Genomic DNA, 23947 nt, shown 5'->3' on the forward strand with positions numbered 1-23947 from the left:
GCCCACTACGAGGCCGATCCGGCGCCTTGCGACGCACCGCACCGGACGCCGCAAGCTACCGGCAAACCCTCCCGGTCACAGCACCAGCCGGGGCCCCGGATACGGGCGGCGGCCGGGCCCCTGGCGGGGGAGTGCCCGGCCGCCGCCGCACGTAGTGGTGGCGGCTCCGGACAACGGCCGGAATCTGGCGGCCCGTCGTGCCGGGCTCGGCGTCGGGTTCTGTGCCGGGTGCCCGGCGCCGGAGGAGGGGGACGGCGCCGGGCACCCGACGGGAGGGGTGGTCAGGGGAGGGCGGCGACCAGGACGACGTCGTCGACGACCGACGTCACGTAGGAGTCCGGCACCTCGCACCCGCGGGTGACGGCGTAGTGGATGAGCATCGCCGGGCCCGCGTTGGCCAGCGTGGCGTTGACCGCCGCGGGGCGGACCTCGCCGGCCGCCGCGCCGCGCCGCAGCACCCCGAGGAGGGCCTCCTGGCAGGCGTCCAGCACCCGGTGCTGGATCACCGCGTAGACCTTGCCGAACGCGTCCTCGCCGCCCTCCTGCTTGACGTTCTGGAAGGCGGCGCCGTTGGCGAGGTTCATCGCGTCCCGCATGGCGGTCAGCAGCGCCAGCACGTCCTCGCGCACGGTGCCGCCGAGCGGCAGGGCGGACAGGTCGGGCAGGACGGAGCCGAGCGCGTCGGCGACCAGCTCCTCCTTGTTGCCCCAGCGCCGGTAGAGCGCGGCCTTGCCCGTGCCGGCGGCGGCGGCGACGCTGTCCATGGTGAGCCGGTCGTAGCCGGCGGCGGCGAGCTGCTGGAGGACGGCCTCGACGATGGCGGCGCGCAGCGCGCCGCCCCTGCGCCGCGTGCGGACGGGGGCGGGGCCGCCCTCGGGGCCTCCGTCGGCGGCCGGGCGGCCTGCGGCGTGGGCGGTGCCCGGGGCGGGGTGGGGGCCGGACGCACGGGTGGGGCCGGGGCCGGGGTCCGTGCCGGGCGCGTGCGCGGTGCCGGGTACGCGGGGCAGGTCGCGGGTGCTCGTCGGCTCCATCGCTGCGTCCCCCTCGTCCCCCGTGCCGCCCTGAACCCCCGCCCGCGCGGCGCGAGTTGTTGCGCGCGCGGACCACCCCCTGCGATAGTGAACGCCGACGTTCACTAAGTGCGCGGCGGAGTCGCGCCGTGCCGTTCGCCCGGGGGGCATCCATGACCGTATCGCCGTCGTCGTCGTCCGGAGCAACATTAGGCCACCCGGGCTCGGGCGCGCCCGCTGCGGATCCGCGGGCCGGCGCCGCGCGGTATCCGGGCCGCTCCGGCGCCGCCCTGGCCGTCATCGTCGGCTGCCACTTCATGGTCGGCCTCGACGCGACGGTCGTGAACATCGCACTGCCCGACATCCACCGCGCCCTGCACTTCTCGCCCACCGGCCTTGCCTGGGTGGGCAGTTCGTACATGCTCGCCTTCGGCGGACTGCTGCTGCTCGGCGGCCGGATCGGCGACCTGCTCGGCCGCCGCCGGGTCTTCACGGCCGGCCTCGCCCTCTTCGCCCTCGCCTCGCTGACCGGCGGCCTCGCCCCGACGTCCGGCGTGCTGCTGGCCGCGCGGGCCGTGCAGGGCGTCGGGGCCGCGCTCGCCGCGCCCAGTGCGCTCGCCCTGATCAGCGGCAACTTCCCGGCAGGGCGGCAGCGCGACCGGGCGCTCGGCGCGGTCGCCGGCTCCTACGCGGCGAGCCTCGCGCTCGGCCTGGTCGCGGGCGGCATGCTCACGGCGTGGGCGTCCTGGCGCTGGGTCATGTTCGTGACGGTGCCGATCGCCGTCGCCGTCCTCGCCCTCACCCCGCTCTTCGTCGACGAGGCCCCGCGCGTCCCGGGCCGCTTCGACCTGCCCGGCGCGCTGCTGTCCACCGGCGGCATGCTCTCCCTGATCTACGCCTTCCTGCGGATCGCCGCCACCGGCTGGCGCGACCGGCCCGCGTACGGCCTCTTCGCCGCCGCCGTCGTGCTGCTGACCGCCTTCGCCGCCGCGGAACGGCGGGCCGAGCAGCCGCTCACCCCGCTGCGGCTGCTGCGCGACCGCAACCGCTCGGCCGGCTACGTCGGCCTGCTGGTGCTCGCCGCCCCGATGGCGGGCATGAACTTCTTCCTCACCCAACTCCTGCAGAACGTGCTGCACTTCAGCCCGCTGCGGGCCGGTCTCGGCTTCCTGCCGATGGCCGCGGGCCTGATGGCGGCGGGCGGCGCGGCGGCCCAGCTGCTCAGGCGCTTCGGCCACCGGGCCGTCGCCGTTGCGGGCGTCGCGATGCTGGTGGCGGGCATGCTGTGGCTCGCAGAGCGGACGGACCTGTCGACGACGTACGCGGGCGGTGTGCTCGGCCCGACCCTGCTGTTCGGCGCGGGTGCGGGAACGGCCTTCACCGCGCTCAACTCACTGATCCTGGGCGGGATCTCGGAGGCCGAGTCGGGCGCCGGCTCGGCGCTGCTGGAGTCGACGCAGTGGCTGGGCTCGGCGCTGGGGCTCAGTGTCCTGGTGACCGTCTTCGGCACGGCGGGCCGCCGGGCCGCCCACCACGTCCCCGCGCACCTCGCGCCGGACGAGGCGGCCGACTACGTGACCGTGCACGGGATGAGCGCCGCCTTCCTCGCCGGGCTGGCGTTCGTCGCCGCCGGGCTGCTGGTCGCGCTGCTCGGCGTGACGGCGACAGGCACCGGTGCCGCCCGGAAGGAGCCGGTCGGCACCGGGAGCGGCCCGGCTCCCGGAGGGGGGGAGCCGGGCCGAACAGGCCCTGCGGGCACGGTGGCCGGGGAGGCGGGGGCGGCCTAGGAGGCCGTGCAGGTCGGCACGGGGAGCGGTGACGGGGCCGACCCGTTGGCGGTGAAGCCGAAGGAGACCGAGGCGCCGGGCGCCACCGCCCCGTTGTAGGGCGCGTTGGTCACCGTGACGGCGCTGCCGTTCTGCGCGAGAGTGCCGTTCCACAGACTGCTGATCGTCGCGCCGGACTGCGTCCACGCCACCTTCCAGCCGCCGAGCGCCGAGGCGCCCTTGTTCGTGACGCTCACGTCCGCCTGGAAGCCGCCGGACCAGGAGTTGGTCAGCGTGAAGGTGGCCGTGCAGCCGCTGCCCGCGGGCGGCGTGGTGGGCGGGGGAGTGGTGGGCGGCGGGGTGGTGGGCGGCGTGGTGGTGCCGTACGTCAGCCCGTAGCCGTACGGGAAGAGCGGGGTCTTGCCGTCGCCGTCGTTGACCGGCTCCTGCGACGCGCTCTGCATCCACGACACCGGCAGCTTGCCGGTGGGCGCGTAGTCGCCGAAGAGCACGTCGGAGACGCCGTTGCCCTCGGTGCCGGGCAGCCAGGCCGCCACCAGCGCCTTCCAGTCCGGGAGTTGGGCGGCGATGTCGAGCGGGCGGCCCGACACCAGCACGGTCACGACCGGCACGCCGCTCGCCTTGAGCTTGGCGAGCACAGCCAGGTCCGTCTGGTCCAGGCCCATCGACCCGGTGCGGTCGCCCTGCCCCTCGGCGTACGGGGTCTCGCCGATGACGGCCACGGCCACGTCGTACGCCGACGAGATCCCGTCGCCGGTCTTGCTGTACGTCACCTGCGAGGAGTTGTTCACGGCCGACCTGATGCCCTGCAGGATCGTCGTGCCCTGCGTCGTCGCGCCGCTCGCGCCCTGCCAGCTGATCGTCCAGCCGCCGCTCTGGTTGCCGATGTCGTCCGCGGACTTGCCCGCCACGAAGACCTTCGCCGACTTCGCCAGCGGCAGCACCCCGCCGTCGTTCTTGAGCAGCACCTGCGACTCGCGCACCGCCTTGCGGGCCAGCGCCCGGTGGTCGGCGGAGCCGACCGTGGAGGTGTACGAGCGGTCGGTCAACGGATGTTCGAACAGCCCGAGTTCGAACTTCTTGGTGAGGATGCGGCGGTTGGCGTCATCGATCCTGGCCGTGCTCACGGCCCCCGAGGAGACGTCGCTCCTCAGGTCGCTCACGAACGCCTTGTAGTCGGTCGGCACCATGACCATGTCGATGCCCGCGTTGACGGCGGTCGCGACCTCGGCGGCCGTGAAGCCCTGCGCGCCGTCGATCTTGTCGACGCCCGCCCAGTCCGACACCACGAAGCCGGAGAAGCCGAGTTCGCCCTTGAGCAGGTCGGTGATCAGGTAGTGGTTGGCGTGGTCCTTCACGCCGTTCCAGCTGCTGTAGGACACCATGACCGAGCCGACCCCGCGGTCCACCGCGGCCTTGAACGGCGGCAGGTGGATCGCCCGCAACTCCGCTTCCGTCAGCGTGGCGTTGCCCTCGTTGACCCCGCCGTCCGTGCCGCCGTCGCCGATGTAGTGCTTGGCGGTGGCCAGTACGGAGGCGGGCCCGCCGAGCGTCTCGCCCTGGAGGCCGGTGATCTCCGACGTCATCTGCGAGGGCAGGTCGGGCGTCTCGCCGAAGGACTCGTACGTGCGCCCCCAGCGGTCGTTGCGCGCCACGCACAGGCAGGGCGCGAAGTCCCAGTCGATGCCGGTCCCCGACACCTCCTCGGCGGTCGCGTGCCCGATCTGCTGCACGAGGCCGGCGTCGCGCGTCGCGCCGAGGCCGATGTTGTGCGGGAAGATCGTGGCGCCGTAGACGTTGTTGTCGCCGTGCACGGCGTCGATGCCGTAGATCATCGGGATGCCCAGCGGTGTGCTGAGCGCGGTGCGCTGGAAGCCGTCGTACATGTCGGCCCACGAGCCGGCGCTGTTCGGGCTCGGCGCCGACCCGCCGCCCGACAGCACCGAGCCGATGCGGTAGGCGGCGAGGTCGTTCGGGGCCGCGGCCAGCGCGGTGCGGTCGACCTGCGTCATCTGCCCGATCTTCTCGTCGAGCGACATCCGCCCGAGCAGGTCGTCGACGCGCTGCGCGACCGGCAGCGACGGGTCCTGGTACGGCAGCCCGGCGGCCTGCGCGCTGCCGCGCGCCTGCGCGCCCGAGGCGTGCACCGCGGCGGTGGTGAGCGAGAGCATCGCGAGCACGGCGCCGAAGGCGAGGGCCGCTCTGCTGTGGTGCGGACGGCTGCGCGTCCTGCTGGTGCTGCTTGTGCTTGGCATGGGAACTCCGTGTGGGGGGAGGCCCGTGGGGGCCCGATGGAGTATGGGAGCGCTCCCATAGATAAGGCCAGCGCCCGCCTGCCGCTGTCAAGGTCGCGGACCGGCTCCGCGGGGACCTGCCCCGTATGCCGCGGGCCCGAGCCGGCAACGCGGGCCGCTCCCGTGTCGCGGAGCGGCCCGCGGGGCCGGGCAGGTCACCGGGTGGGTCAGATGCCGCACTGCGAGGCGGACCAGTAGCGGGAGCCCTGGTCGCCGACGTGGGCGTGCGTGCTGTGGCCGGGGTAGCCGGGGCCGAGGATCTCGCTGAAGCCGTGGTAGCGGGCTTCGAGGTCGAGGGAGCAGTAGCTGGGCGTGCCGGTGAGGTCGGCCGCCTTGCCGTACAGGTGGTTGCTGTTGGACGCGCCACCCGCCGCGCTGTTGCAGGAGTAGGAGCGGAAGCCGCTGCTGATGGTGATGGGGCGGTCGCCGAGGGCGTGCCGCAGTGCTTCGAGCTGCCACATCAGGCGCAGCGCGTTGGAGCGGGCCGTGGCGGCGCTCACCGCCCCGCCCGCCCAGGTGGAGTTGCAGTTGTTGAGCTCGCTGTACGCGAAGTGCGCGGGCGTGCAGTCGGCGTCCTGCAGCGCGTAGATCTTGCCGTACGTCTGCGCGCCGGCGATCCCGTCGGCCCCGAGCCCGTACGCCTGCTGGAAGCGGATGACGGCCGACTTGGTGGCGGGCCCGAACTGCCCGTCGATCGCGAGCACCGCGCCGTACCCCGGATATCCGGCGACGCGGATCTGGAGCTGGCGGACGTCCTCGCCGCTCGCGCCCTGCGAGAGGGTGCGCCCCCAGGTGTAGCACTCGTCGGCGTGCGCGGTGCCCGCGGTGAGGGCGGTCCCGGCGCAAGTAAATGTTAAGAGCATGACAAATGTGAGCAGGGGGCGCAGCGCGCGTCTCAGCATGGCAACTCCTGTGGCTCGTGGGGACGGGAACCGGACGGGCATCAGACTGCCCGAGCGAATCAACGCGCGTCAACCGGCTGTGACCTGCGACGATGCGTCAACCCTGCACGTCGCGGCCGAGCTTGTGCGGAACGCACGGCCCTCGCGTATTTCCGCACACCCGCGCCCCGCACACCCGCACCCCGCGCCCGGCTCGCCCCGCACCGACCGCCGGAGCCCGGCCGCCCCACGCCGCCGCCGCGCGGTCCGGCCGCGTGTCCGTCCTGGTGGCCGCCGAGACCTGGGCTGGACGCGTGCCGGTGTTCCCGGGCGCGGACGCGGAGGACGGAGGTGCGCGATGACCGTCGCTGAGGATCGCCCCCGGATGCCCGCCGAGGAGTTCGAGCGCATCGCTGCCGGTGCCGAGCGGGAGGGCGTTCGGCTGGAGTTCGTCCACGGGAAGCCAGGGGCCAAGGCCGCGCCGGACGGGGATCACGACGAGATCGTCCGCCGGGTCATGGAGCACTGCGTGCAGCAGCGCCCCGACCTGTGGCTCTACCCGGAACGCGGCCTGAAGGTGGAGACGTACCGCAGGGGTCGCGCGAAGCCGGACGGGACCCTGGCATCGAAAGGCAGTTTTGCCGGCCAGGGGGAGTGGGCGGCCGCCGACCAGGTGGTGACGGTGGTCGAGGTGACGTCGTACGACAACGACACCGACAAGCGGGACCGCGACGAGAAGCCGCGCGCGTACGCCGAGACCGGCATCCCGGTGTACCTGCTCGTCGACCGCGAGTCGTGCGAGCTGCTGGTGTTCAGCGAGCCCGAGGACGGCGCGTACGGCAACGTCGCCCGGCGTTCCTTCGGCAGGACGGTCACACTGCCCGAGCCCGTGGGGATCACCCTGGACACCGAGCCGTTGAAGGACTGGGTGCGCTGACGCGGAAGTGCGGGGCGGCGGTCAGGGGTGGAGGACGACCTTGCCGGGGGCGTGGTGGCCCTCCAGGTCGCGGAAGGCGTCCTGGACCCGTGCCAGCGGGTAGGTGGCGGCGATCGGGACGTCCAGTTCGCCGCGGGCGGCGAGCCGGGCCAGTTCGCCGAGGACGACCGCGGAGGCCGCCGCGCCCTCGCCGTAGGTGCGGGCGCCGACACGGGCCGCCGCCTGCCAGTCCCGGATCGTGTTGATCCGCTCGGGGCGTACGCCCAGTTCGACCGCCAGGTCCACGTAACCGTCGCCGTAGGTGTCGATGAACGCGTCGACCGCGCCGCCGGAGGCCTGCCGGACCCGCTCGGCCGCGCCCTGCCCGTAGGCGACCGGGACGACCCCGTGGTCCCTGAGCCACGGGTGGTTCCGCTCGGCGGCGAGCCCGATCACCGTGGCGCCCCGGCGGTGTGCCAGCTGGACCGCGAGCGCCCCGACGCCACCCGCCGCGCCCGAGACGACGACGGTGTCGGACGGCCCGGGGTCCACCGCGAACACCGTGGCGTAGGCGGTCGTACCGGCCACGTACAGCGCCCCGGCCACGTCCCAGGGCAGCCCCTCGGGGCGGGCGACCAGGTGCACGTCGTCGACCACGACGAACTCCGCATGGCTCGCCCTGCGGTGGGTGAAGCCCAGCACCTCGTCGCCCACCGCGAAGCCGCGTACCTCCGGGCCGGCCTCCACCACGACGCCCGCCAGGTCGCTGCCCTGCCCGGAGGGGAAGACCGCCGGCCAGCGGCGGTGCCGCGCGCCTTCGCGGATCATCACCTCGCCGGGCTGGATCCCGGCGGCACGCACCTCGACCAGCACCTGGCCGGGGCCGGGCACAGGGCGTTCCACGTCCTCGACGCGCAGCACGCCGATCCCGCCGTACTCGTGGAAGCGCACTGCCTTCATCGCGTGGCCACCGCATCCCGTCATCTCGTCGGCCGGACAGGTCCCGACGGCTCCGCGCCGGACGGCCGCGTGCCGACGGTGCCACCGCGCTCAACGTCCCGGGAGCGGAGTTGCTTCCCGCACGGCCGCCCCGCTGCCCAACCACCGTGCCGCGCGGGCCCGTTGACCGTAGGCACCCTGGCGGCCGCGTCCCGCCCGCCCTAGGGTGCTGCGCGGCCGGACCGTTCGCCTACCTACCGGAGGAGCCGTGGGGCACATCACCGTCATGACGCGCAGGGCGGCCGCGCTCGCGGGCGCACTGGCACTCGCGGTCATCGGCTCGGCCGCCACCGCGAGCGGCGCCCCCGCGCACCCGCACGGCAGTTGCGCCGACGCCCGCGGCACGCTGCTGTTCTGCGAGGACTTCGAGGCCCTGCCGCGCGGCGCCACCACCGGGCACGGCTGGGGGGTGAACGCGGCGAACGGCACCGTCGCCGTGGAACGGGACACTGCGCACGGCCGCGGCCACCGGGCCGGGCAGGTGCTGCATGTCCGCACCGAGGGCAACGGGCACGCGTTCGTCGAGGTCACCGGCCTCTCGGCGCCCCGCAACAGCTTCTACGGCCGGATGCGGGTACGGATCGACGCGCTGCCGTCCGCCCCGGACTGGGCCCACTTCACCCTCGTGGAAGCCACCGGCACGGGCGACGGCAGCGTGGTCCGGCCGATCGGCGGCCAGTACGTGCCCACCGTGGGCGGCGGTACGGACCTGTGGGGCGTCGGCTCGGACGGCGGCCCGACCGGCGACTGGACGAACTGGCAGGCGGCCTCCCCCGCGGAGGCCGGCCGCTGGACGTGCGTCGAGTGGCGGCTCGACGCGTCGGACAACCAGGTCTCGGTCTGGCTCGACGGCCGCGCACACCCCGACCTCACCGTCGACACCACCGCCCACGGCGGCAACCCGGTCGACTTCGTCCTCCCCCGCATCGATACCGTCCGCATGGGCTGGCAGCTCTACCAGCCCGGCCCCACCCCGTCCTCCTACGACCTGCGCCTGGACGACCTGGCCCTGTCCACCCACCGCCTGGGCTGCGCGGAGTGACGCGGGGGCGGGGATCCGAATCGAAGCCCCTCACCCGCCCACACGACCGGGCCCTGCTTGCGGACGGCGAGTCCCCGCGGCCGGTCGTACGGCCACAGGCCGATCCGGTGGAGGAAGCGGTCGCCGAGGCCCCGCCCGGTGGCGGCACGGCGGAGGTTCGGACAGGAGGCAGCAGATCCGGGCGCGCAGCGCCCCGGGGGACGGCCGGGCCCGGCCCGTCGGCAAGCTCGACTCCCGGGCTGGAGAAGGTGAGTTCGCCGGTCGGGCTGTCGAGGTCCGCCTCCGCGGCGTACTCCCCGTGATCCGCGTCGACCACGAAGCCCAGTACTCTCTCCGCCGCCGGAGCAGGGCAACGGCGCCCCGGACTCCGGTACGGGGGCGGCCTGCGCGCCGGGCGCGAGGGCGACCCGCGCTCGCGGTCGGTAGGCTCGGCCCCGGCGCGCCGCCGGGCGGCGGGCCCGCGGCGGGCGAAGGGGGAGCAGGATGGCCGAGGGGAAGGCGTTCAGCGTCTACGGGCGGATGACCGCGCTGCCGGGGCGGCGGGACGAGCTGGTCGCCGTGCTCGTGGAGGGCCTTCGTGCGGGCGGCGAGGACTGCGGGCTGCTCTCGTACAGCGTCAACGAGGCCCTCGACGACCCGGACACGCTGTGGCTGACGCAGCTGTGGGCAGACAAGGACGCGCACGACGCCACCACCCGCTCCGCGCCGGTCGCGGCGGTGAGCGCGCGGGTTCCGCCGCTGCTGGCCGCGCCGCCCGAGGGGTGCTACGGGCACGCCGTGCACGTGCGCGACCGTAGCGGCGGGGCCTGACCGCCGCGGCTGTGCACGTGCGCGACCGTAGCGGCGGGGCCTGACCGCCGCTCCTCCCCGGCAAATCCGTGGAGCCGGTCTCCCCTCGGTGCTAGCGTGCCGGTGGCCGCAGCAGCCCGCCTTGTGAAGGACACGCCGTTGTACACCTCGTGAGACACCCCGAGCGCTGAATCCGTCGCGCGTCGCGTCCGTGCGCCGCGCTGCTCTCCGCTGCGGTTCTCTCACTGGAAACGGTGTATCCCTGTGTCCACGACCCTTGGGGTGGGCGTGCCCGCCTGCCTGCTGAACGTTCTCCACCGCTGCCGCGGATGTGCCCCCGGGCGCCTCCGGACGGGCCGCGCCTTCCTTCCCGGCACGGGCCACGAGGGCCCCGGCGGGTGCCTGCGGTGCGTCGCCGTGCTCGCCCTCCCGGCGGCGGGCCCGCGGGCCGGGCGCCGTCGCGACCGGGCCGACCGCGGCCGGACCGGGCGGCCCGCCTGGCAGTCGCCGTACGGTCCGGCCCCGCACCGCGCTCCCCGCGACCGGTGGGCGCGCGCGGCGGCGCCGGTCGCCTCCCGGTCCGTCGTACGGCGGGGGCACGTGTGCGGGCGGTGCGACTGAGCGCGGCTGACGGCCGCTCACGGCCCGGGGCCGCCCGGCGGAGTCCGATCCGCCGGGCGGGCCCGCCGTCCCCGCCCCTACGCTGCCGTGTCATGCAGCAGACACGCCTCGACCTCGACCGGATCCGGGCGGCGCGCCGGGTCATCGACCCCGTCTTCCTCGACACCCCGCTCTACCGCTGCGACGCGCTGGCGCCCGCGCTCGGCTGCGCGGTGAGCGTCAAGCTCGAAACGGCCAACCCCGTGCGCAGCTTCAAGGGCCGCGGTACGGAACTGGTCGCGAGCCGGCTCGCGGGGGAGGGGGCGGGGGCCGCGGTGTGCGCCAGCGCGGGCAACCTCGGGCAGGCCCTCGCCTGGTCCGGAGGGCGCCGCGGGCTCGACGTCACCGTCGTGGCGTCCCGCCACGCGACCGCGGCCAAGCTCGACCGCATCCGCGCGCTGGGCGCCACGCTCGAACTCGTCGACGGAGACCACGAGTTGGCGCGCGAGCGCGCCGCGGACACCGCACGCCGCGACGGCATACGGCTGGTCGAGGACAGCCTCGACATCGAGACGTGCGAGGGCGCGGCGACCATCGGCCTCGAACTCGCCGACGCGGCCGAGCCGTTCGACGCCGTCCTGATCGCGCTCGGCGGCGGTGCGCTGGCCACCGGCGTCGGGCACGTGCTGAAGGCCCTGGTGCCCGGCACCGAGGTGATCTGCGTACAGCCGCTGGGCGCCCCGGCGTTGACGCTCTCGTGGCGGCAGCGCCGCGTCGTCAGCACCGACACGGCCGTGACCATCGCCGACGGCGTCGCCGGCCGCCACCCCATCCCGGCCGTCCTGGACGACCTCCTCCTGGCCGCCGACGACGCCGTCCTGGTCCGGGAGTCGTCGATCGTCACCGGGATGCGGATGCTCTTCGACCACGCCGGCCTCGTCGCCGAACCCTCCGCCGCCCTCGGCGTCGCGGCGATCCTGGAGGACCGCGACCGCTTCGCCGGGCGCCACGTGGCCACGATCGTGTGCGGCAGCAACGTCGACATGGCCGCCTATCGTGGGTGGGTGGGTACGGGGGCCACCGCCGCCTTGGCCTGAACCCTGCTCGGGGGACGGTGAGGAGCGCCCCGCCCCGTCCCGGCGGCCGACCGGCTCCGCCCCGAGCCGCCTTTCCGCCGCACCTGCCCGTCCCGCGGGCCGCACTTGCTCAGGCCCTGCGCGGCGGGTCGGGCTTGCCGGGCGCCGCTGTTGTCGTGCGGCCCGCGGTGCGTGTGCGTTCGCCCGGCGCTGCCGCGTCGCCCGAGTTGTGGCCTGAACCCTGCTCGGGGGACGGTGAGCAGCGCCCCGCCCCGTCCCGGCGGCCGACCGGCTCCGCCCCGAGCCGCCTTTCCGCCGCACCCGCTCCCTCCGCACCTGCCCGTCGCCCCGGCGGTACCTGTTTCGGCCCCGCGGGCCGAGTTGCACTCGCCCCGCGCTGCCCGCGCGTTCCGCCCGCGCCGCGCTGCCCGCGCGTTCCGCCCGCGCCGCGCTGCCCGCGCGTTCCGCCCGCGCCGCGCTGCCCGCGCGTTCCGCCCGCGCCGCCGCGCCGAGCACCCCCCAACCCAGCGGAGCACAGAGCATCGCCACTTCGTTGACGGGGCAGCAAGCGCTTGCTACGTTGGCAGGCGGTCGCCGCGCTGGCGCGGCAATGGCGGGGTCAGTGCCGCCTTTTCGTGCGCGCCTGCGCTAGTAATCGCTTTCATGCACGCTGATTCGAGCTGCCCGCGCCACGTCCCGGGCAGCTCACCCCCCACGCACCTTTCGGACGAGAGGTATCAGCACCGTGAAACACACCAGCACCTCCCCCTCCCCCTCCCCCCACCGGCGCGACGTTCGCGCCAAGGCCGCGGCCGGGGTCGCCGCCGCGGGCCTCGCGGCCGCGGGGCTGCTCGCCCTGCACCCCGGCGTGTCGCAGGCGGCGCAGCCGCAAGCGCAGCCGCAGCTCAACGCCAACGCGCTGTACGTCGCCCCGGGCGGCACCGACGGCGCCGCCGGTACGCAGTCCGCGCCGACCACCCTCACGTCGGCGATCAGCCGGATCACCGCGGGCGGCACCATCTACATGCGCGGCGGCACGTACAGCTACGCGCAGACCGTCACCATCGCCGACGGCAACAACGGCTCCTCCGGCGCCCTCAAGGAGCTGTCGGCCTACCCCGGCGAGACCCCGGTGCTGGACTTCTCCGCGCAGAGCGAGGACCCGGCCAACCGCGGCCTTGCGCTCATGGCGTCGTACTGGCACGTCTACGGGCTCACCGTGCAGCGCGCGGGCGACAACGGCATCTACGTCGGCGGCAGCAACAACGTCATCGAGCGCACCGTGACGGCCTTCAACCGCGACTCGGGCCTCCAGCTCGGCCGGATCGCGTCCAGCACCCCGCAGGACAAGTGGCCGTCGAACAACCTGGTCATCAGCTCGGAGTCGCACGACAACGCCGACAGCGACGGCGAGGACGCCGACGGCTTCGCCGCCAAGCTCACCACCGGCACCGGCAACGTCTTCCGCTACGACGTGTCGCACAACAACATCGACGACGGCTGGGACCTCTACACCAAGACCGACACCGGCCCGATCGGCCCGGTCACCCCCCGGCACGATGACGATCTCGGGCAACGTCAGCATCGACAACACCGAGCGCAACTTCTCCTTCGACGCGGGCACTTCGGTCTTCCGCAGCAACACGTCCTGCCGCAGCGGCAGCGGCAGCAACGACAAGACAGTGGGCGACGCCGACAGCTCCAACCAGTTCTGGAGCGGCACCAACGGCTCCCGCTGCTCCTCCTACGACGGCGCCCTCAACTGGTCCTTCGCCTCCGACGGCACCCTCAAGGTGACCTTCGGCGGCCAAGCCCCGCCCACGACCCCGCCCACGACCCCGCCGACGACGCCCCCGACCACTCCCCCCACCACTCCCCCGACGACGCCGCCCACCACCCCGCCCACCGGCGGCACCCTGCTCAGCGACGACTTCGAGGACGGCAACGCGAGCGGCTGGACCACCGCCGGCGGCTCGTGGGCGGTGCGCTCGGCCGGCTCGCACGTCCTCACCCAGTCCACCGTGGCCGGCACCGCGGTCGCGCTGGCCGGGTCGCCGGGCTGGACGGCGCAGAGCGTGCAGGCCTCCGTCAAGCCCACCCTCTTCGACGGCTCCGGCGAGTACGTCGCCGTCCTGGCCCGCGCGCAGGACGCCTCCGACTACTACGCGCTCGTGCTGCGCGACGCGAACAAGGCCGAGATCCGCCGCGTCTCGGGCGGTACCAGCAAGGTGCTGGCCAGTGCGTCCTTCACGGTCGACACCGGCACCGCCTACACCGTGCGGCTGTCCGCCCAGGGCAGCACGCTCACCGGCTACGTCAACGGCGCGTCCGTGGTGAGCGCGAGCGACGGCACGTTCACCTCCGGCGCGGCGGGCCTGAGCACGTACCAGGGCACCGCCGACTTCGACAACGTCGTGGTCACCACGGCGTAACCGGGTCGTCGCACTGCGTGCGGGCGGCCGGGCCACGGGAATTGCGGCCCGGCCGTCCGCGCCGTTTCGGGCGTAGCCTGTGGTGGACAGCGCCTGCTGCCGGTCGGCTCCCGGGAGGTCCGCATGTTCAACATCCTGGAAGATCTGTTCGCGCCGTCCCGCAAGCACACGGACGACGAGCGCAACCGCCTGGAGCTGTTCCGCGACGAGGAGGGCAACGGCGACCCCGCCCGCGGCCCGATAGACCTCTCGTCCGGCAAGGTCGTGATGCGCGCGCAGCGCACCTCCCCGGAGGACGCCCCCGCGAGCACGTCGTAACCGAACGGCTACGCAGCGCCGAAGTGGTGGGCGGGAAGCCCCGGCACCGCGGCGTCACGGCGCAGCAGCGCGCCCGACAGCGGCCATCGCGTCAGCTGCTCGGCGGTCAGACCGCGGGCGGCGGACGTGACGAACATCGTCCGCAGGTCCGGGCCGCCGAAGGCGATGCTCGTCGGCCGCAGCACGGGCAGCTCGACGCGCTCGCGCACGGTGCCGTCCGGGGCGAAGCGCGTGAGATGGGCGCCGTCCCAGAACGCGCACCACACGTCGCCGGCCGCGTCCACCCGCAGCCCGTCCGGGATGCCGTCCAGTGCGGTGGTGTCGGCGAGGACCTCGCGGGCGCCGAGCGCGCCGGTCGCGGCGTCGAAGGCGTAGCGGTGGACGCGGTCGCGGCCGGAGTCGACGACGTACATCCACCGGCCGTCGGGTGACCAGTCGATGCCGTTCGCGCACCGGAAGCCCCCTGCGGCCGTACGGTACGAGCCGTCGCCGCCCAGTACGTGCAGGCGCCCGTCCGGGCCGGGCGGGTCGTCCTCCAGCGTGCCGGACCAGAAGCGCCCGGCCGCATCGACGGCGCCGTCGTTGAAGCGGGACGACGGGCGGCCGGGCTCGGGGTCGGCCAGCAGCCGCAGCGCGCCGGTGCGCAGGTCCAGCAGATGCCAGCCCGTGCGCAGCGCCGCGACCAGGACCTGCGGGTCGGCGGTCAGCCCGAGGCAGCCGACGTCGGTGCCGACCCCGGTGACCCGGGCGGCATCCGCGTCCTCGGGGCGGCTCAGCACCTCGCCCGCGACGATGTCCACCCAGTGCAGGGTGCGGGTGCGCGGATCCCACAGCGGGCCTTCGCCCAGCCGGTGCCGCCCGGCCGAGAAGACGCCCACGGCGCCGGGGGCGGGGGAATCGGCAGGGGTGGTGCTCACAGGACGGCTCCCATCCGCCGGGGCGCGGTCGGCCGGACCGGACGCGGTGCCCACCGGCGGTTCCGGACAGCCGCTCTCGGAGAGCCGCTCCCGGACGACGGCTTCGGACAACCGCGTACCGTACCCGACCCGTTCGCGGCGGGATCCCGCGGGTCCGCCGGTCAGCGGCTCCGGGATGCGGGTGCCCGGGTCCGGGCGGGATCTGACGGAAGGCCGCGGGATCTGACGGAAGGCTTACGGGCGGGCGCCGGGACACCCCGGCGGCGGGCGGGGCGCCTAGCGTGCGGGGCATGCGCGTCCTCGTCACCGGCGGAGCCGGGTTCATCGGCTCCCACATCGTCACGGCCCTCGCGGCGGAGGGCCACGAGCCGCTCGTGCTCGACGCCCTGCTGCCCGCCGCCCACCCCCGTACGCCCGAGATCCCGGCGGGTGCCGCATTCCGGCACGGCGACGTCCGGGACGCCGAGGAGGTACGGGCCGCGCTGCGCGGCGTGGACGCCGTGTGCCACCAGGCGGCCATGGTCGGCCTCGGCTCCGGGGTCCACGACGCCCCCGCGTATGTCTCCTGCAACGACCTCGGCACCGCCGTCCTGCTGGCAGGCATGGCCGAGGCGGGTGTACGGCGACTGCTCCTGGCCGGGTCGATGGTCGTGTACGGGGAGGGCCGCTACGAATGCGCCGAGCACGGAACCGTACGCCCCGGCCCGCGCCGGGCAGTGGACCTCGACGCAGGGCGCTTCGAACCGCCCTGCCCGCGGTGCGGGGCGCCGCTGCTGCCCGGTCTCGTCGCCGAGGACGCGCCCACCGACCCGCGTAACGTCTACGCGGCGACGAAGCTCGCGCAGGAGCACCTCGCCGGATCCTGGGCCCGCGCGACCGGGGGGCGGGCGGTGGCCCTGCGCTACCACAACGTGTACGGGCCCGGCATGCCGCGGGACACGCCCTACGCGGGCGTCGCGTCCTTCTTCCGCTCCGCGCTGGCCAGGGGCGAGGCGCCGCGGGTCTACGAGGACGGCCGCCAGCGGCGGGACTTCGTCCACGTCACGGATGCCGCGGCGGCCAACGTCGCGGCGCTCGCCGCGCTCGACGGGAGGCCCGCGGGTGCCTGTACCCCTTACAACATCGGCAGCGGCTCACCCCGCACGGTGGGCGAACTCGCCGCGGCCCTCGCCTCGGCGGCGGGTGGCCCCTCCCCGGTGACCACCGGCGAATACCGCCTCGGCGACGTCCGCCACATCACGGCGGACTCCGCCGCCGCCCGCCGCGACCTCGCGTGGACCCCGCAGGTCGCCTTCGCGGCGGGTGTCACCGAATTCGCCACCGCCCGGCTGCGCGAACCGGCCGCGGGCTGAGCTTCCCCGCCCGGGGGCGGTGGGAGCGCGGCTTGCGGTGGGTCGCCCCGCCTTCCACCGTTGGGCCGGTCGCGCGCCCCACCGCGAGGCTGCCCCGCCACCCCTCCTGTACGACCCGCCGCCGACCCACTAGGCGCCGCGGCGGTACTCCGCCCACTGGCAGGCCGCCGCCCGTACGCCCGCCGCAAAGGGGTCGGGGTCGGGCCCGGCGACTTCGTCCCAGTAGTTCGCCTTGGCCTCGGCGAAGGCGGTGACTGCCACCGACGGCGCCGCGCGCCAGCCCGGAACGCCGGAGGCGCACCGTTCCGCCGACGCCGGGCTGTGCTTGCCGGTGGCCACCAGCCAGATGACCCAGTAGGCGGCGTCCAGCCACGCCGCCCCCCGAGAGGCCCACGCCCAGTCGACCAACTTGGCGGCAGAGCCCGTCACGATCACGTTGGTGCTGTTCGGGTCGGTGTGCACCAGCGCGTCACCCTCGAAGCGGGATGTGTCGGACGGCTTGGACACGTAGCCCTTGAGGCGATCGCTCACGGGCCGCAGACCGAGGTCGGGACAGGGCGTTCTCGCTACGGACGTGAGAAGTGCGGCAACAGCACGCAGATCCGGCGACCCGGGGGAGTAGTCGGCGTGGTGGCCGTCCAGGGCCTCGAAGATCAGCAGATCCCAGCCGCAGTCGGTGAGGTGCCAGCGGAGAGCCGATGACAGTCCGGCCACGTGCGGGTTGATCTCTGCCTCTCGTGCCTGCGTCCACGCGCGTTTGTGGCTCTCCTGGAGGCCCTTGACGAAATAGCTCCCGGTCGCACATCGGATGCGCGCCGCAATCTCGCTGTTGTACCCCTCTCGTACCGACGCCACCTCGGTGATCGGCCCCGTGCGGGCCTCGATCCCGGCGATCAAGCGCGAAGGAAGGACGGCGAAGGCGATGCGTGCGGTCGTCACTCTTGCGCTCTCGTCGTGGACGGACTGGCGGACCGGTGCGCGGACCGGCCCGCCAATGGTGAGGGATCAGTTGTACGGGTTGTCGTCGCCGCAGCCCGGCACGGCCCCTGCGGTCAGGGTCTCCACATCATCCACGAAGACCAGCTCGGTCGGCTCGGGAGCCACTCCTGTCACAGGGGTGGGCTTGTCGACCGGGGGTCGAGTGGTGATCTCCACGGCTACAGCCGTCATGGCGCATCATCTCCGTTTCCGTGTTGGCAGTAGATTTCGAGCGGTGCCTTCGCTGCCTGGTAGACCCTTGCCAGCGGCCGACATACCCGGCAGGTGTCCGAGAGTCGGCAGCCGCTGCAGCCACCGGAGCGAAGCATTTGGGCGTCTGCGATACCGGGCAGACGCACGAGGCCGTCCAGGCCCTCCGTCAGGAGGTTGACGGGGTTCTCCCGGCCGACTTTGCACATGGTGGCGAAGCCGTGCGGGTCCACGTGGAAGAACGTGTGGCCGGCCGGGCAGCCCCTGAAGACCTCCGACTTGTCGAGCCATCCGGGCGCCTGGACGGCGAGCGGGCCGGGTGTTCCCTCGTAGGTGGGGGAGATGTTGGCGTACTCGGTGAACGAGGTCGCGTACTTTTCGGCAATGGCCCGCATCGCCGATACCTCGTGGGCGTTGCGCTTGGTGATGATGAGCGCGATTTCCACCGCGACGCCCGCGGCCTTTGCGGCCCGAAGTCCGCGCACCAGCAGATTGAACGCCCCGCGCTTGCGCGTGAGCGCGTCGAAGCTGCCGGCGGTCGCCCCGTATAGGACGACTTCCCGCCCTCGCCGGACCAGGGCAGCAGTCGCATGCTCATCAGCGCGCCACCCACACGCGAGCATTGATCGGGCCGAAGACGCTCATTACTCGCTCGAACCGAAGTCCGACAAAGTCACGCATGTTTGGCGCTCCCATTCAGCGTCGAGCCACGCCCCCGGGCCGACTTCACGGCCGCGGGGGTCTACTGAGGCACACGCTAGAAACTGCTGACCGCCCGTCACAGCGCCGTATTGCCCTACCTTTGCGATCAAGTAGGGCACAGCGTCCTACCCGATGAGTCCGAGGCGATCCGCCAGGCCCAATACCGGCGCATCCCGGCGTCGAACCCGACCGCGCAGATCCTCCACCAGGCGGCGTGATGTGGAGTGATAGCGCATCCACTCAGGGGCGTTCTGCTCAGCCAGCAACAGCGCCCGGGCCGCAGCCACGTCGTCGTCGAGGTCGAAGTAGGCCAAGGCCCGGTCGACATGGAATCGAGCCCGCCACGTCGGCGGCAGGGAACCGAGGTCCGGAACCGCACGCGCGGCGCGAATCGCCTCGTCGCTGCGTTCCAATTCGACGAGGAAGTTCACCTTCGCCACTCCGGCATTTGTCGGGCCGAAGGGAGTCGCGTACACCATCAGATCCGCGCCGATGCTTGCTGCCGCACCGGTGGCCATGTTCAGCAGATCGCTGACCTGGCGCTCCTGCCTTACCGCTGCTGTGGCCGCGCGCAGGAGCAGCACACCCCACAGCGCCAGGTCCTCGGGGGCGGACCGGAAATCCGGTTCGATCTGTTCAGCCCGCAGTATGGCAACGCGCTCGGCATCGTCGAGCCTGCCCTGCTTGGTGAAGATCCACGACAGTGTGGAAGCGGCGAGCGTCTCCAGGTCCGGGTCGTCACAGTGCCTTATCGCCGTCCAAGAACGTTCCATCGCCGTAAAGGCCGCATCCTCTTTGCCGAGGGCCGTCAAGGTAGTGGCAGCCACTTGGTACGCCACGGCCAGGACCGATTGCGCCGCGGCAGCGTCGGAACCGGTGGAGGCGTGAACGACAGCACGCGCGTCGCGGATCAACACCGGCAAGAGCTTCCCGATCTCGCCCATGCGGCCCTCACGCCGGATGACCTCAGTTGATGCGAGCGACGCTTGCAGCTCCGCAAGTGTCGGCGGATCTTCCGGGTCTGCCTCTCCACCCATGAGATCCGAAAGAGGAGACACCGCCTGCCGCAGGGCAAGCACCGAAGGCAGCTCCGATTCCGTGTGACGACTGGCCTCGAACGTCGAAGGCTGACCCACGAGAAACGAAGGCTCCGTGTCCAGTGCTCTGGCCAAGGCGTTGATCGTGGTCAACCTCGCCGATGTCCGCCGCCCCTGCTCCAGTTTCCGCACCACATCAACCGAGACCCCGGCCTCATGGGCCAGTTCCTCTTGCGTGAAGTTCCGCCGGAGCCGCAACTCCACCACACGGTCGCCGATTCCGGACTCGAATACGCCCACGTCTACCCCCGGGCAAAGGATGGTCCCTCCACGGTACGCCAGTCGGGCCCGACGACCGAGCGATCACCCAGGCCACGGCAGCAGGTCCCCCGTCAGGGAAGGGGTGCGCCCAGGGGGAGCGCCACCTCGAAGCGGCAGCCGCCGGGGACGTTGTGGACGTCGGCGCGGCCCGCGTGGGCCTCGACGATGCCGCGGACGATCGCCAGGCCGAGGCCCGCCCCGGAGGGCGGGGTCCTGGCGGGGGTGCCCCGCCACCCCGTGTCGAACACCCGCGGAAGGTCCTGCTCGGGAATGCCCCCGCACGCGTCCGTCACGGACAGCAGCGCCGTACCGTCGTGGCGGCTCACCGACACCGCGACGGTGCCGTCCGGCGGGGTGTGCCGGATCGCGTTGCTCAGCAGGTTCGCGAGCACCCGCGTCATCTCCTTGCCGTCCACCTCGACGGGTACATGGGCGATGCGGTCGCCCACCAGCCGCACCCCGCGCTCGCGCGCCAGCGGATCCGCGCCCAGCATCGCGTCGGCGGCGAGGTCGCGCAGCGAGACCCGGCTCGGGGTGAGGGTGAGGGCGCCCGCGTGGATGCGGGACAGCTCGAAGAGGTCGCCGACCATGCCGTTGAGCCGCTCGACCTCGGTACGGATCTGCCGGTGGTAGCGGGCGGGGTCGTCCGCCATGCCGTCCTCCAGCGCCTCGGCCATCGCGCGCAGCCCGGCGAGCGGGGTGCGCAGGTCGTGCGAGATCCACGCGACGAGCTCGCGGCGCGACGACTCCAGGGCGCGCTCCCGCTCGCGCGAGGCGGCCAGGCGGTCGCTGGTGGCGGCCAGCTCGCGGGTGAGCGCGGCGAGTTCGGCGGTCGCCGCGACGGGAGGGGCGGCGAAGCTGCCGCCGTCCCCGAAGGCGCGCGCGGCGAGCGTCAGCGCCCGGCTGCGGGCGACCACCCAGCGCCCCATGAGCAGCGCGGTCGCGAGCGAGACGACCGCGGCCATGGCCGCGACGAGGGTGACGACCCGCAGGTCGTGCGGCGACAGGAACATCGCCTGCGCCACGGCCAGCGTGCCGCCCAGCATCGTCGTGACGGCCACGACCGCGACGACCGCGAGCGACACGGCGACGGAGCGGTGCCGGACGAGGCGCAGTGCGATCGCGCCCGACAGCCCGGCGCACGCCGCGCCGCCGAGCGCGAAGAGGGCGATGAGGAGGATGTCCTTCACGAGGCCTCCCCCTCGCCGGGGCCCTGGACGGCGGCCGGCCGCCGGTCGCCCGCCGGGGGTGTTCTGGCGTCGGCGCCCGTGCGCGCGGGGTGAGCGGGGACGGCCGTGCCGCCGCCACCGCCCCCGGCGGGGGGCTCGGCGGGGAGGCGCCGGACCGCCTCCTCCGCCTCCTCCGCCTCCGGCCGTCCGCCGGAATGCCGGGAGCCCTCGCCCGGGGCCCGGGGGCCGGTGTGCGGCGGGGGCGGCGCGGGGCTGGGGTTGCCGGGGGCGTCGGAGGCGGATGCCGCAGCCGTGCCGCCCGGCGGAGGGTCGAAGCGGTAGCCGACGCCCCACACCGTACGGATCAGGCGGGGGGCCGCCGGGTCGTCCTCGATCTTCGCGCGCAGGCGGCGGACGTGGACGGTCACCGTGGACAGGTCGCCGAATTCCCAGCCCCACACCACCCGCATCAGCTCCTCGCGGCTGTGGGCGCGGCCGGGGTGGGCCAGGAACCAGGCGAGGAGGTCGAACTCGCGCAGGGTGAGGGTCAGTTCGGCGGAGCCCTTCGCCGCGCGCCGGGCGTCCGTGTCGAGGGTGAGCCCGGCCGCGCGCAGCACGCCCGCGGGGCCGGCCGGGGTGCCCGGGCCGGAGCGGGCGCGGCGCAGCACGGAGTCCACCCGCAGGACGAGCTCGCGCGGGCTGAACGGCTTCGTGACGTAGTCGTCCGCGCCCATTTCGAGGCCGGCGATGCGGTCCTCCTCGTCGCCGCGCGCGGTGAGCATGATCACCGGCAGCGGGCGGTCGGCCCGCAGCCGCCGGCACACCTCCAGGCCGTCGATGCCGGGCAGCATCAGGTCCAGGACGACGAGGTCCACCGCCCCGGCGGCGGCCTCGGCCAGCGCGGTGGGGCCGTCGGGGGCGTGCAGGGCGGTGTGGCCGGCCCGGCGCAGGTAGCCGGTGACGACTTCCGCGACGGTCGGGTCGTCGTCGACGACCAGGATCCGGGCCGGTGCTGCTGGCGTACTCATGCCCTCCAGCCTCGCACCGGGGCGCGTCCACCGGCTCCCCCCCGGGGGGCGCCGGGGGCCCGGCGTCCGCGTTTCGTAAGGAGTCCGTGTCCGCTATGTCCGCCGGGAATTCCTACGGTGGCAGACGTGAGATCTCACCGTGTGGACGCCACCGTACGAACCGTCGCGGATCCTGTCCCGGCCCCCGGCGTGGACGACGCCGCCCTGTCCGTTGTCGTTGACGTTGCCGAGTCGGCTGCCGTGTCGGTTGTGGCGTCGGCTGCCGCGGACGCCACCGTGGGCTTTGGGATGCGGCTTGCGGCAGGCGCGCCCGATGCCGGGGGCCTTGGCCCGGTGCCTGCCGTGCCGTTCGTCGCGGGCGCCGCCGCGGACCCAGGAGGGGGCGCCGTGGTGCCCGCTGCCGGATACGCCGACGTGCCCGCCGCCGCCCCCGGCGTCGCGGACGCCGCCGCTCCGCCGGCCGTCGCGGACGCCGCCGCTCCGCCGGCCGTCGTGGACGTCGTCCTCCCCTGCCTGGACGAGGCCGGTGCGCTGCCCTGGGTTCTCGGACGTATCCCCGCCGGGTGGCGGGCCGTGGTCGTGGACAACGGTTCGCGCGACGGGTCGGCGGAGATCGCCCGGGGCCTGGGCGCGGTCGTCGTCCACGAGCCGAGGCGCGGGTACGGAGCGGCCTGCCACGCCGGGCTGCGAGCCTCGACCGCCGACATCGTGTGCTTCTGCGACTGCGACGCCAGCCTCGACCCCGGCCTGCTCACCGGCTTCGTCCGGGCGGTCGCGGGCGGGGAGGCCGACCTCGTCCTCGGCCGCCGCCGTCCGGTGGCGCGCGGCGCGTGGCCCGCCCACGCCCGCGCGGCCAACCTCGCCCTCTCCGTCCTCCTCCACCGCCGTACGGGGCTGCGGCTGCACGACCTCGGCCCGCTGCGCGCCGCCCGCCGCGAATCCCTCCTCGCCCTCGGCCTGACCGACCGCCGCAGCGGCTACCCCCTCCAGACGGTGGTCCGCGCCGCCGACGCGGGCTGGCGGGTACGCGAGCGGGACGTCCCCTACCTCCCCCGGGAGGGCAGGTCCAAGGTGACGGGCACCTGGCGCGGCACCTGGCACGCGGTGCGCGACATGCGCGCGGTCCTGGCGGAGCCCCCGTACGCGCCCGGTGCGGCGGTGCCGCGGCAGGCGGGCCGGGCGGACGGGACGCTCCCGGGCGGCGACGGATCGGGAGGGGGCGGGCGGTGACGGACGTCCTGGTGATCGCCAAGGAACCCGTCGCCGGGCGGGTGAAGACGCGGCTCATGCCGGACTTCTCGGCGGGCGAGGCCGCGGCTCTCGCGGCGGCCTCGCTCGCCGACACGTTCGCCGCGGTCGCGGCGACGCCCGCGCGGCGGCGGGTGCTGGTGCTCGACGGGCGGCCGGGGGAGTGGGTGCCGGACGGGTTCACCGTCGTCCCGCAGTGCGCGGGCGGGCTGGACGCGCGGCTGGCCGCGGCATTCGCCGCGTGCGCGGGGCCGGCGCTGCTGATCGGCATGGACACCCCGCAGGTCACGCCCGCGCTGCTGCGTACGGGCACGGACTTCGGCACGTACGACGCGTGGTTCGGCCCCGCCGCGGACGGCGGCTTCTGGGCGCTGGGCCTGGCCGTCCCCGACCCCGCGCTGCTGCTCGGCGTGCCGATGTCCGTCGCGGAGACGGGCGCGGTGCTGGCGGCCCGCCTCCACGCGGCGGGCCTGCGGACCGGCCGGCTCCCGACCCTCCGCGACGTCGACACGGCCGCGGACGCCGCGGCGGTCGCGTCCCTGACCCCGGGCGGCCATTTCGCGGCGCTGCACGCCCGGTTGACGGCGACCCGGACAGCGGCGGAGGCTGCCGGACCCGCAACCGCCGGACCCGCGGGGGGCGGTGGGGGGCCCGGGGCTGCTGGGTGTGCGGTGGGGCCTGGCCAGGTGTGTGGAGGGTGCAGGTCGGACGTTGCGGGGCCCGGGGTTGCCGGGTGTGCGGTGGGGCTTGGGCAGGTTCGGCCGGACGGTTTGCCGGTTCCGTCTGGGGGGTGTGGGCCGGATGCCGCGTGGTCCGGGCCCGCTGCGGGCGGTGGGGGGCC

18 protein-coding genes and 3 pseudogenes are annotated in these 23947 nt (G+C 74.4%); 10 read left to right on the forward strand and 11 right to left on the reverse strand.

The features are described from left to right. Positions 1-281: 281 nt before the first annotated feature. Positions 282-1031: a TetR/AcrR family transcriptional regulator gene (locus tag IH54_RS0137420; protein WP_078862818.1), complete on the reverse strand. Its 750-nt coding sequence runs from the start codon at positions 1029-1031 to the stop codon at positions 282-284. Between the two features lie 152 nt (positions 1032-1183). Between IH54_RS0137420 and IH54_RS0137425 the strand changes: the two genes are divergently transcribed. Beyond that, the gene (locus tag IH54_RS0137425; RefSeq protein ID WP_078862819.1) at positions 1184-2797 is read left to right on the forward strand and encodes an MFS transporter; all 1614 of its coding nucleotides are present in this window, start codon (positions 1184-1186) and stop codon (positions 2795-2797) included. On the opposite strand, the gene IH54_RS0137430 is transcribed toward IH54_RS0137425, so the two are convergent. Together IH54_RS0137430 and IH54_RS0137435 are read right to left on the reverse strand one after the other, a co-directional pair. Then, complete coding sequence (locus tag IH54_RS0137430) at positions 2794-5052, reverse strand: glycoside hydrolase family 3 N-terminal domain-containing protein (protein ID WP_199923529.1); 2259 nt, start codon at positions 5050-5052, stop codon at positions 2794-2796. The genes IH54_RS0137425 and IH54_RS0137430 overlap by 4 nt on opposite strands. Positions 5053-5258: 206 nt before the next feature. Then, a complete protein-coding gene (locus tag IH54_RS0137435; RefSeq protein ID WP_031525695.1) occupies positions 5259-5993 on the reverse strand; it encodes a D-Ala-D-Ala carboxypeptidase family metallohydrolase in 735 nt (244 codons plus the stop codon). Positions 5994-6330: 337 nt separating this feature from the next. Between IH54_RS0137435 and IH54_RS0137440 the strand changes: the two genes are divergently transcribed. After that, a complete protein-coding gene (locus IH54_RS0137440; RefSeq protein ID WP_031525698.1) occupies positions 6331-6909 on the forward strand; it encodes a Uma2 family endonuclease in 579 nt (192 codons plus the stop codon). Between the two features lie 21 nt (positions 6910-6930). Here the strand turns inward: IH54_RS0137440 and IH54_RS0137445 are convergent, their stop codons facing one another. Then, entirely contained in the window at positions 6931-7848 is a 918-nt protein-coding gene (locus IH54_RS0137445; RefSeq protein ID WP_031525700.1) for an NADP-dependent oxidoreductase, read from the reverse strand. A gap of 247 nt (positions 7849-8095) precedes the next feature. On the opposite strand from IH54_RS0137445, the gene IH54_RS0137450 reads away from it, so the two are divergent. The 5 genes and pseudogenes from IH54_RS0137450 to IH54_RS0137475 all read left to right on the forward strand — a co-directional run bounded on the left by IH54_RS0137450 (position 8096) and on the right by IH54_RS0137475 (position 14144). Further along, positions 8096-8929, forward strand: coding sequence for a hypothetical protein (locus IH54_RS0137450; RefSeq protein WP_234344252.1), 834 nt, complete (start codon positions 8096-8098; stop codon positions 8927-8929). Positions 8930-9412: 483 nt separating this feature from the next. Then, positions 9413-9739: a putative quinol monooxygenase gene (locus tag IH54_RS42250; protein WP_052398316.1), complete on the forward strand. Its 327-nt coding sequence runs from the start codon at positions 9413-9415 to the stop codon at positions 9737-9739. Between the two features lie 692 nt (positions 9740-10431). Next, the gene (locus IH54_RS0137465) at positions 10432-11415 is read left to right on the forward strand and encodes a threonine ammonia-lyase (RefSeq protein ID WP_031525707.1); all 984 of its coding nucleotides are present in this window, start codon (positions 10432-10434) and stop codon (positions 11413-11415) included. An 877-nt stretch (positions 11416-12292) separates the two neighbouring features. Next, positions 12293-13202: pseudogene (locus tag IH54_RS44100) on the forward strand (silent information regulator protein Sir2); the annotation flags it as partial. 747 nt (positions 13203-13949) lie between these two features. Then, positions 13950-14144 carry a DUF6191 domain-containing protein gene (locus IH54_RS0137475; protein WP_031525710.1) on the forward strand — a complete coding sequence of 65 codons (195 nt, stop codon included), beginning with the start codon at positions 13950-13952 and terminating at the stop codon, positions 14142-14144. An 8-nt stretch (positions 14145-14152) separates the two neighbouring features. Here the strand turns inward: IH54_RS0137475 and IH54_RS0137480 are convergent, their stop codons facing one another. Beyond that, positions 14153-15061, reverse strand: coding sequence for an SMP-30/gluconolactonase/LRE family protein (locus IH54_RS0137480; protein WP_052398317.1), 909 nt, complete (start codon positions 15059-15061; stop codon positions 14153-14155). Positions 15062-15351: 290 nt separating this feature from the next. Here IH54_RS0137480 and IH54_RS0137485 point away from each other — a divergent pair, with 290 nt between their 5' ends. After that, positions 15352-16413, forward strand: a complete 1062-nt coding sequence (locus IH54_RS0137485; RefSeq protein ID WP_031525715.1) for an NAD-dependent epimerase/dehydratase family protein — start codon at positions 15352-15354, stop codon at positions 16411-16413. A gap of 129 nt (positions 16414-16542) precedes the next feature. Here the strand turns inward: IH54_RS0137485 and IH54_RS0137490 are convergent, their stop codons facing one another. The 6 genes and pseudogenes from IH54_RS0137490 to IH54_RS0137515 all read right to left on the reverse strand — a co-directional run. Then, on the reverse strand, positions 16543-17352 hold the full coding sequence (locus IH54_RS0137490; RefSeq protein WP_052398318.1) for an aminoglycoside phosphotransferase: 810 nt from the start codon (positions 17350-17352) through the stop codon (positions 16543-16545). Between the two features lie 66 nt (positions 17353-17418). Further along, the gene (locus tag IH54_RS46425) at positions 17419-17583 is read right to left on the reverse strand and encodes a hypothetical protein (RefSeq protein WP_199923530.1); all 165 of its coding nucleotides are present in this window, start codon (positions 17581-17583) and stop codon (positions 17419-17421) included. Then, positions 17580-18086 (reverse strand): hypothetical protein, encoded by a 507-nt coding sequence (locus tag IH54_RS0137500; RefSeq protein WP_199923531.1) that lies wholly within the window; start codon positions 18084-18086, stop codon positions 17580-17582. The genes IH54_RS46425 and IH54_RS0137500 overlap by 4 nt, the downstream gene beginning before the upstream one ends. A 342-nt stretch (positions 18087-18428) precedes the next feature. Beyond that, positions 18429-19640: a helix-turn-helix domain-containing protein gene (locus IH54_RS0137505; RefSeq protein ID WP_031525722.1), complete on the reverse strand. Its 1212-nt coding sequence runs from the start codon at positions 19638-19640 to the stop codon at positions 18429-18431. Between the two features lie 92 nt (positions 19641-19732). Next, the gene (locus IH54_RS0137510) at positions 19733-20851 is read right to left on the reverse strand and encodes a sensor histidine kinase (RefSeq protein WP_031525724.1); all 1119 of its coding nucleotides are present in this window, start codon (positions 20849-20851) and stop codon (positions 19733-19735) included. 242 nt (positions 20852-21093) lie between these two features. Then, positions 21094-21858, reverse strand: a pseudogene (locus tag IH54_RS0137515) (response regulator transcription factor); the annotation flags it as partial. 492 nt (positions 21859-22350) lie between these two features. Here IH54_RS0137515 and IH54_RS0137520 point away from each other — a divergent pair. Next, positions 22351-23088 carry a glycosyltransferase family 2 protein gene (locus IH54_RS0137520; protein ID WP_052398320.1) on the forward strand — a complete coding sequence of 246 codons (738 nt, stop codon included), beginning with the start codon at positions 22351-22353 and terminating at the stop codon, positions 23086-23088. Further along, positions 23085-23708, forward strand: a pseudogene (locus IH54_RS0137525) (TIGR04282 family arsenosugar biosynthesis glycosyltransferase); the annotation flags it as partial. The gene IH54_RS0137520 and the pseudogene IH54_RS0137525, both read left to right, overlap by 4 nt. Positions 23709-23947 lie beyond the last annotated feature (239 nt).

Origin of the sequence: Streptomyces sp. NRRL F-5123, from assembly GCF_000721495.1 — a bacterium.
GTDB lineage: Bacteria > Actinomycetota > Actinomycetes > Streptomycetales > Streptomycetaceae > Actinacidiphila.

Excerpts from the sequence above, each read along its gene's own strand:
- IH54_RS0137445 (WP_031525700.1), bottom strand. The coding sequence starts at position 7,848 with ATGAAGGCAGTGCGCTTCCACGAGTACGGCGGGATCGGCGTGCTGCGC.
- IH54_RS46425 (WP_199923530.1), bottom strand. The coding sequence starts at position 17,583 with ATGACGGCTGTAGCCGTGGAGATCACCACTCGACCCCCGGTCGACAAG.
- IH54_RS0137435 (WP_031525695.1), bottom strand. The coding sequence starts at position 5,993 with ATGCTGAGACGCGCGCTGCGCCCCCTGCTCACATTTGTCATGCTCTTA.
- IH54_RS0137475 (WP_031525710.1), top strand. The coding sequence starts at position 13,950 with ATGTTCAACATCCTGGAAGATCTGTTCGCGCCGTCCCGCAAGCACACG.
- IH54_RS42250 (WP_052398316.1), top strand. The coding sequence starts at position 9,413 with ATGGCCGAGGGGAAGGCGTTCAGCGTCTACGGGCGGATGACCGCGCTG.
- IH54_RS0137430 (WP_199923529.1), bottom strand. The coding sequence starts at position 5,052 with ATGCCAAGCACAAGCAGCACCAGCAGGACGCGCAGCCGTCCGCACCAC.
- IH54_RS0137465 (WP_031525707.1), top strand. The coding sequence starts at position 10,432 with ATGCAGCAGACACGCCTCGACCTCGACCGGATCCGGGCGGCGCGCCGG.
- IH54_RS0137420 (WP_078862818.1), bottom strand. The coding sequence starts at position 1,031 with ATGGAGCCGACGAGCACCCGCGACCTGCCCCGCGTACCCGGCACCGCG.
- IH54_RS0137485 (WP_031525715.1), top strand. The coding sequence starts at position 15,352 with ATGCGCGTCCTCGTCACCGGCGGAGCCGGGTTCATCGGCTCCCACATC.
- IH54_RS0137440 (WP_031525698.1), top strand. The coding sequence starts at position 6,331 with ATGACCGTCGCTGAGGATCGCCCCCGGATGCCCGCCGAGGAGTTCGAG.
- IH54_RS0137425 (WP_078862819.1), top strand. The coding sequence starts at position 1,184 with ATGACCGTATCGCCGTCGTCGTCGTCCGGAGCAACATTAGGCCACCCG.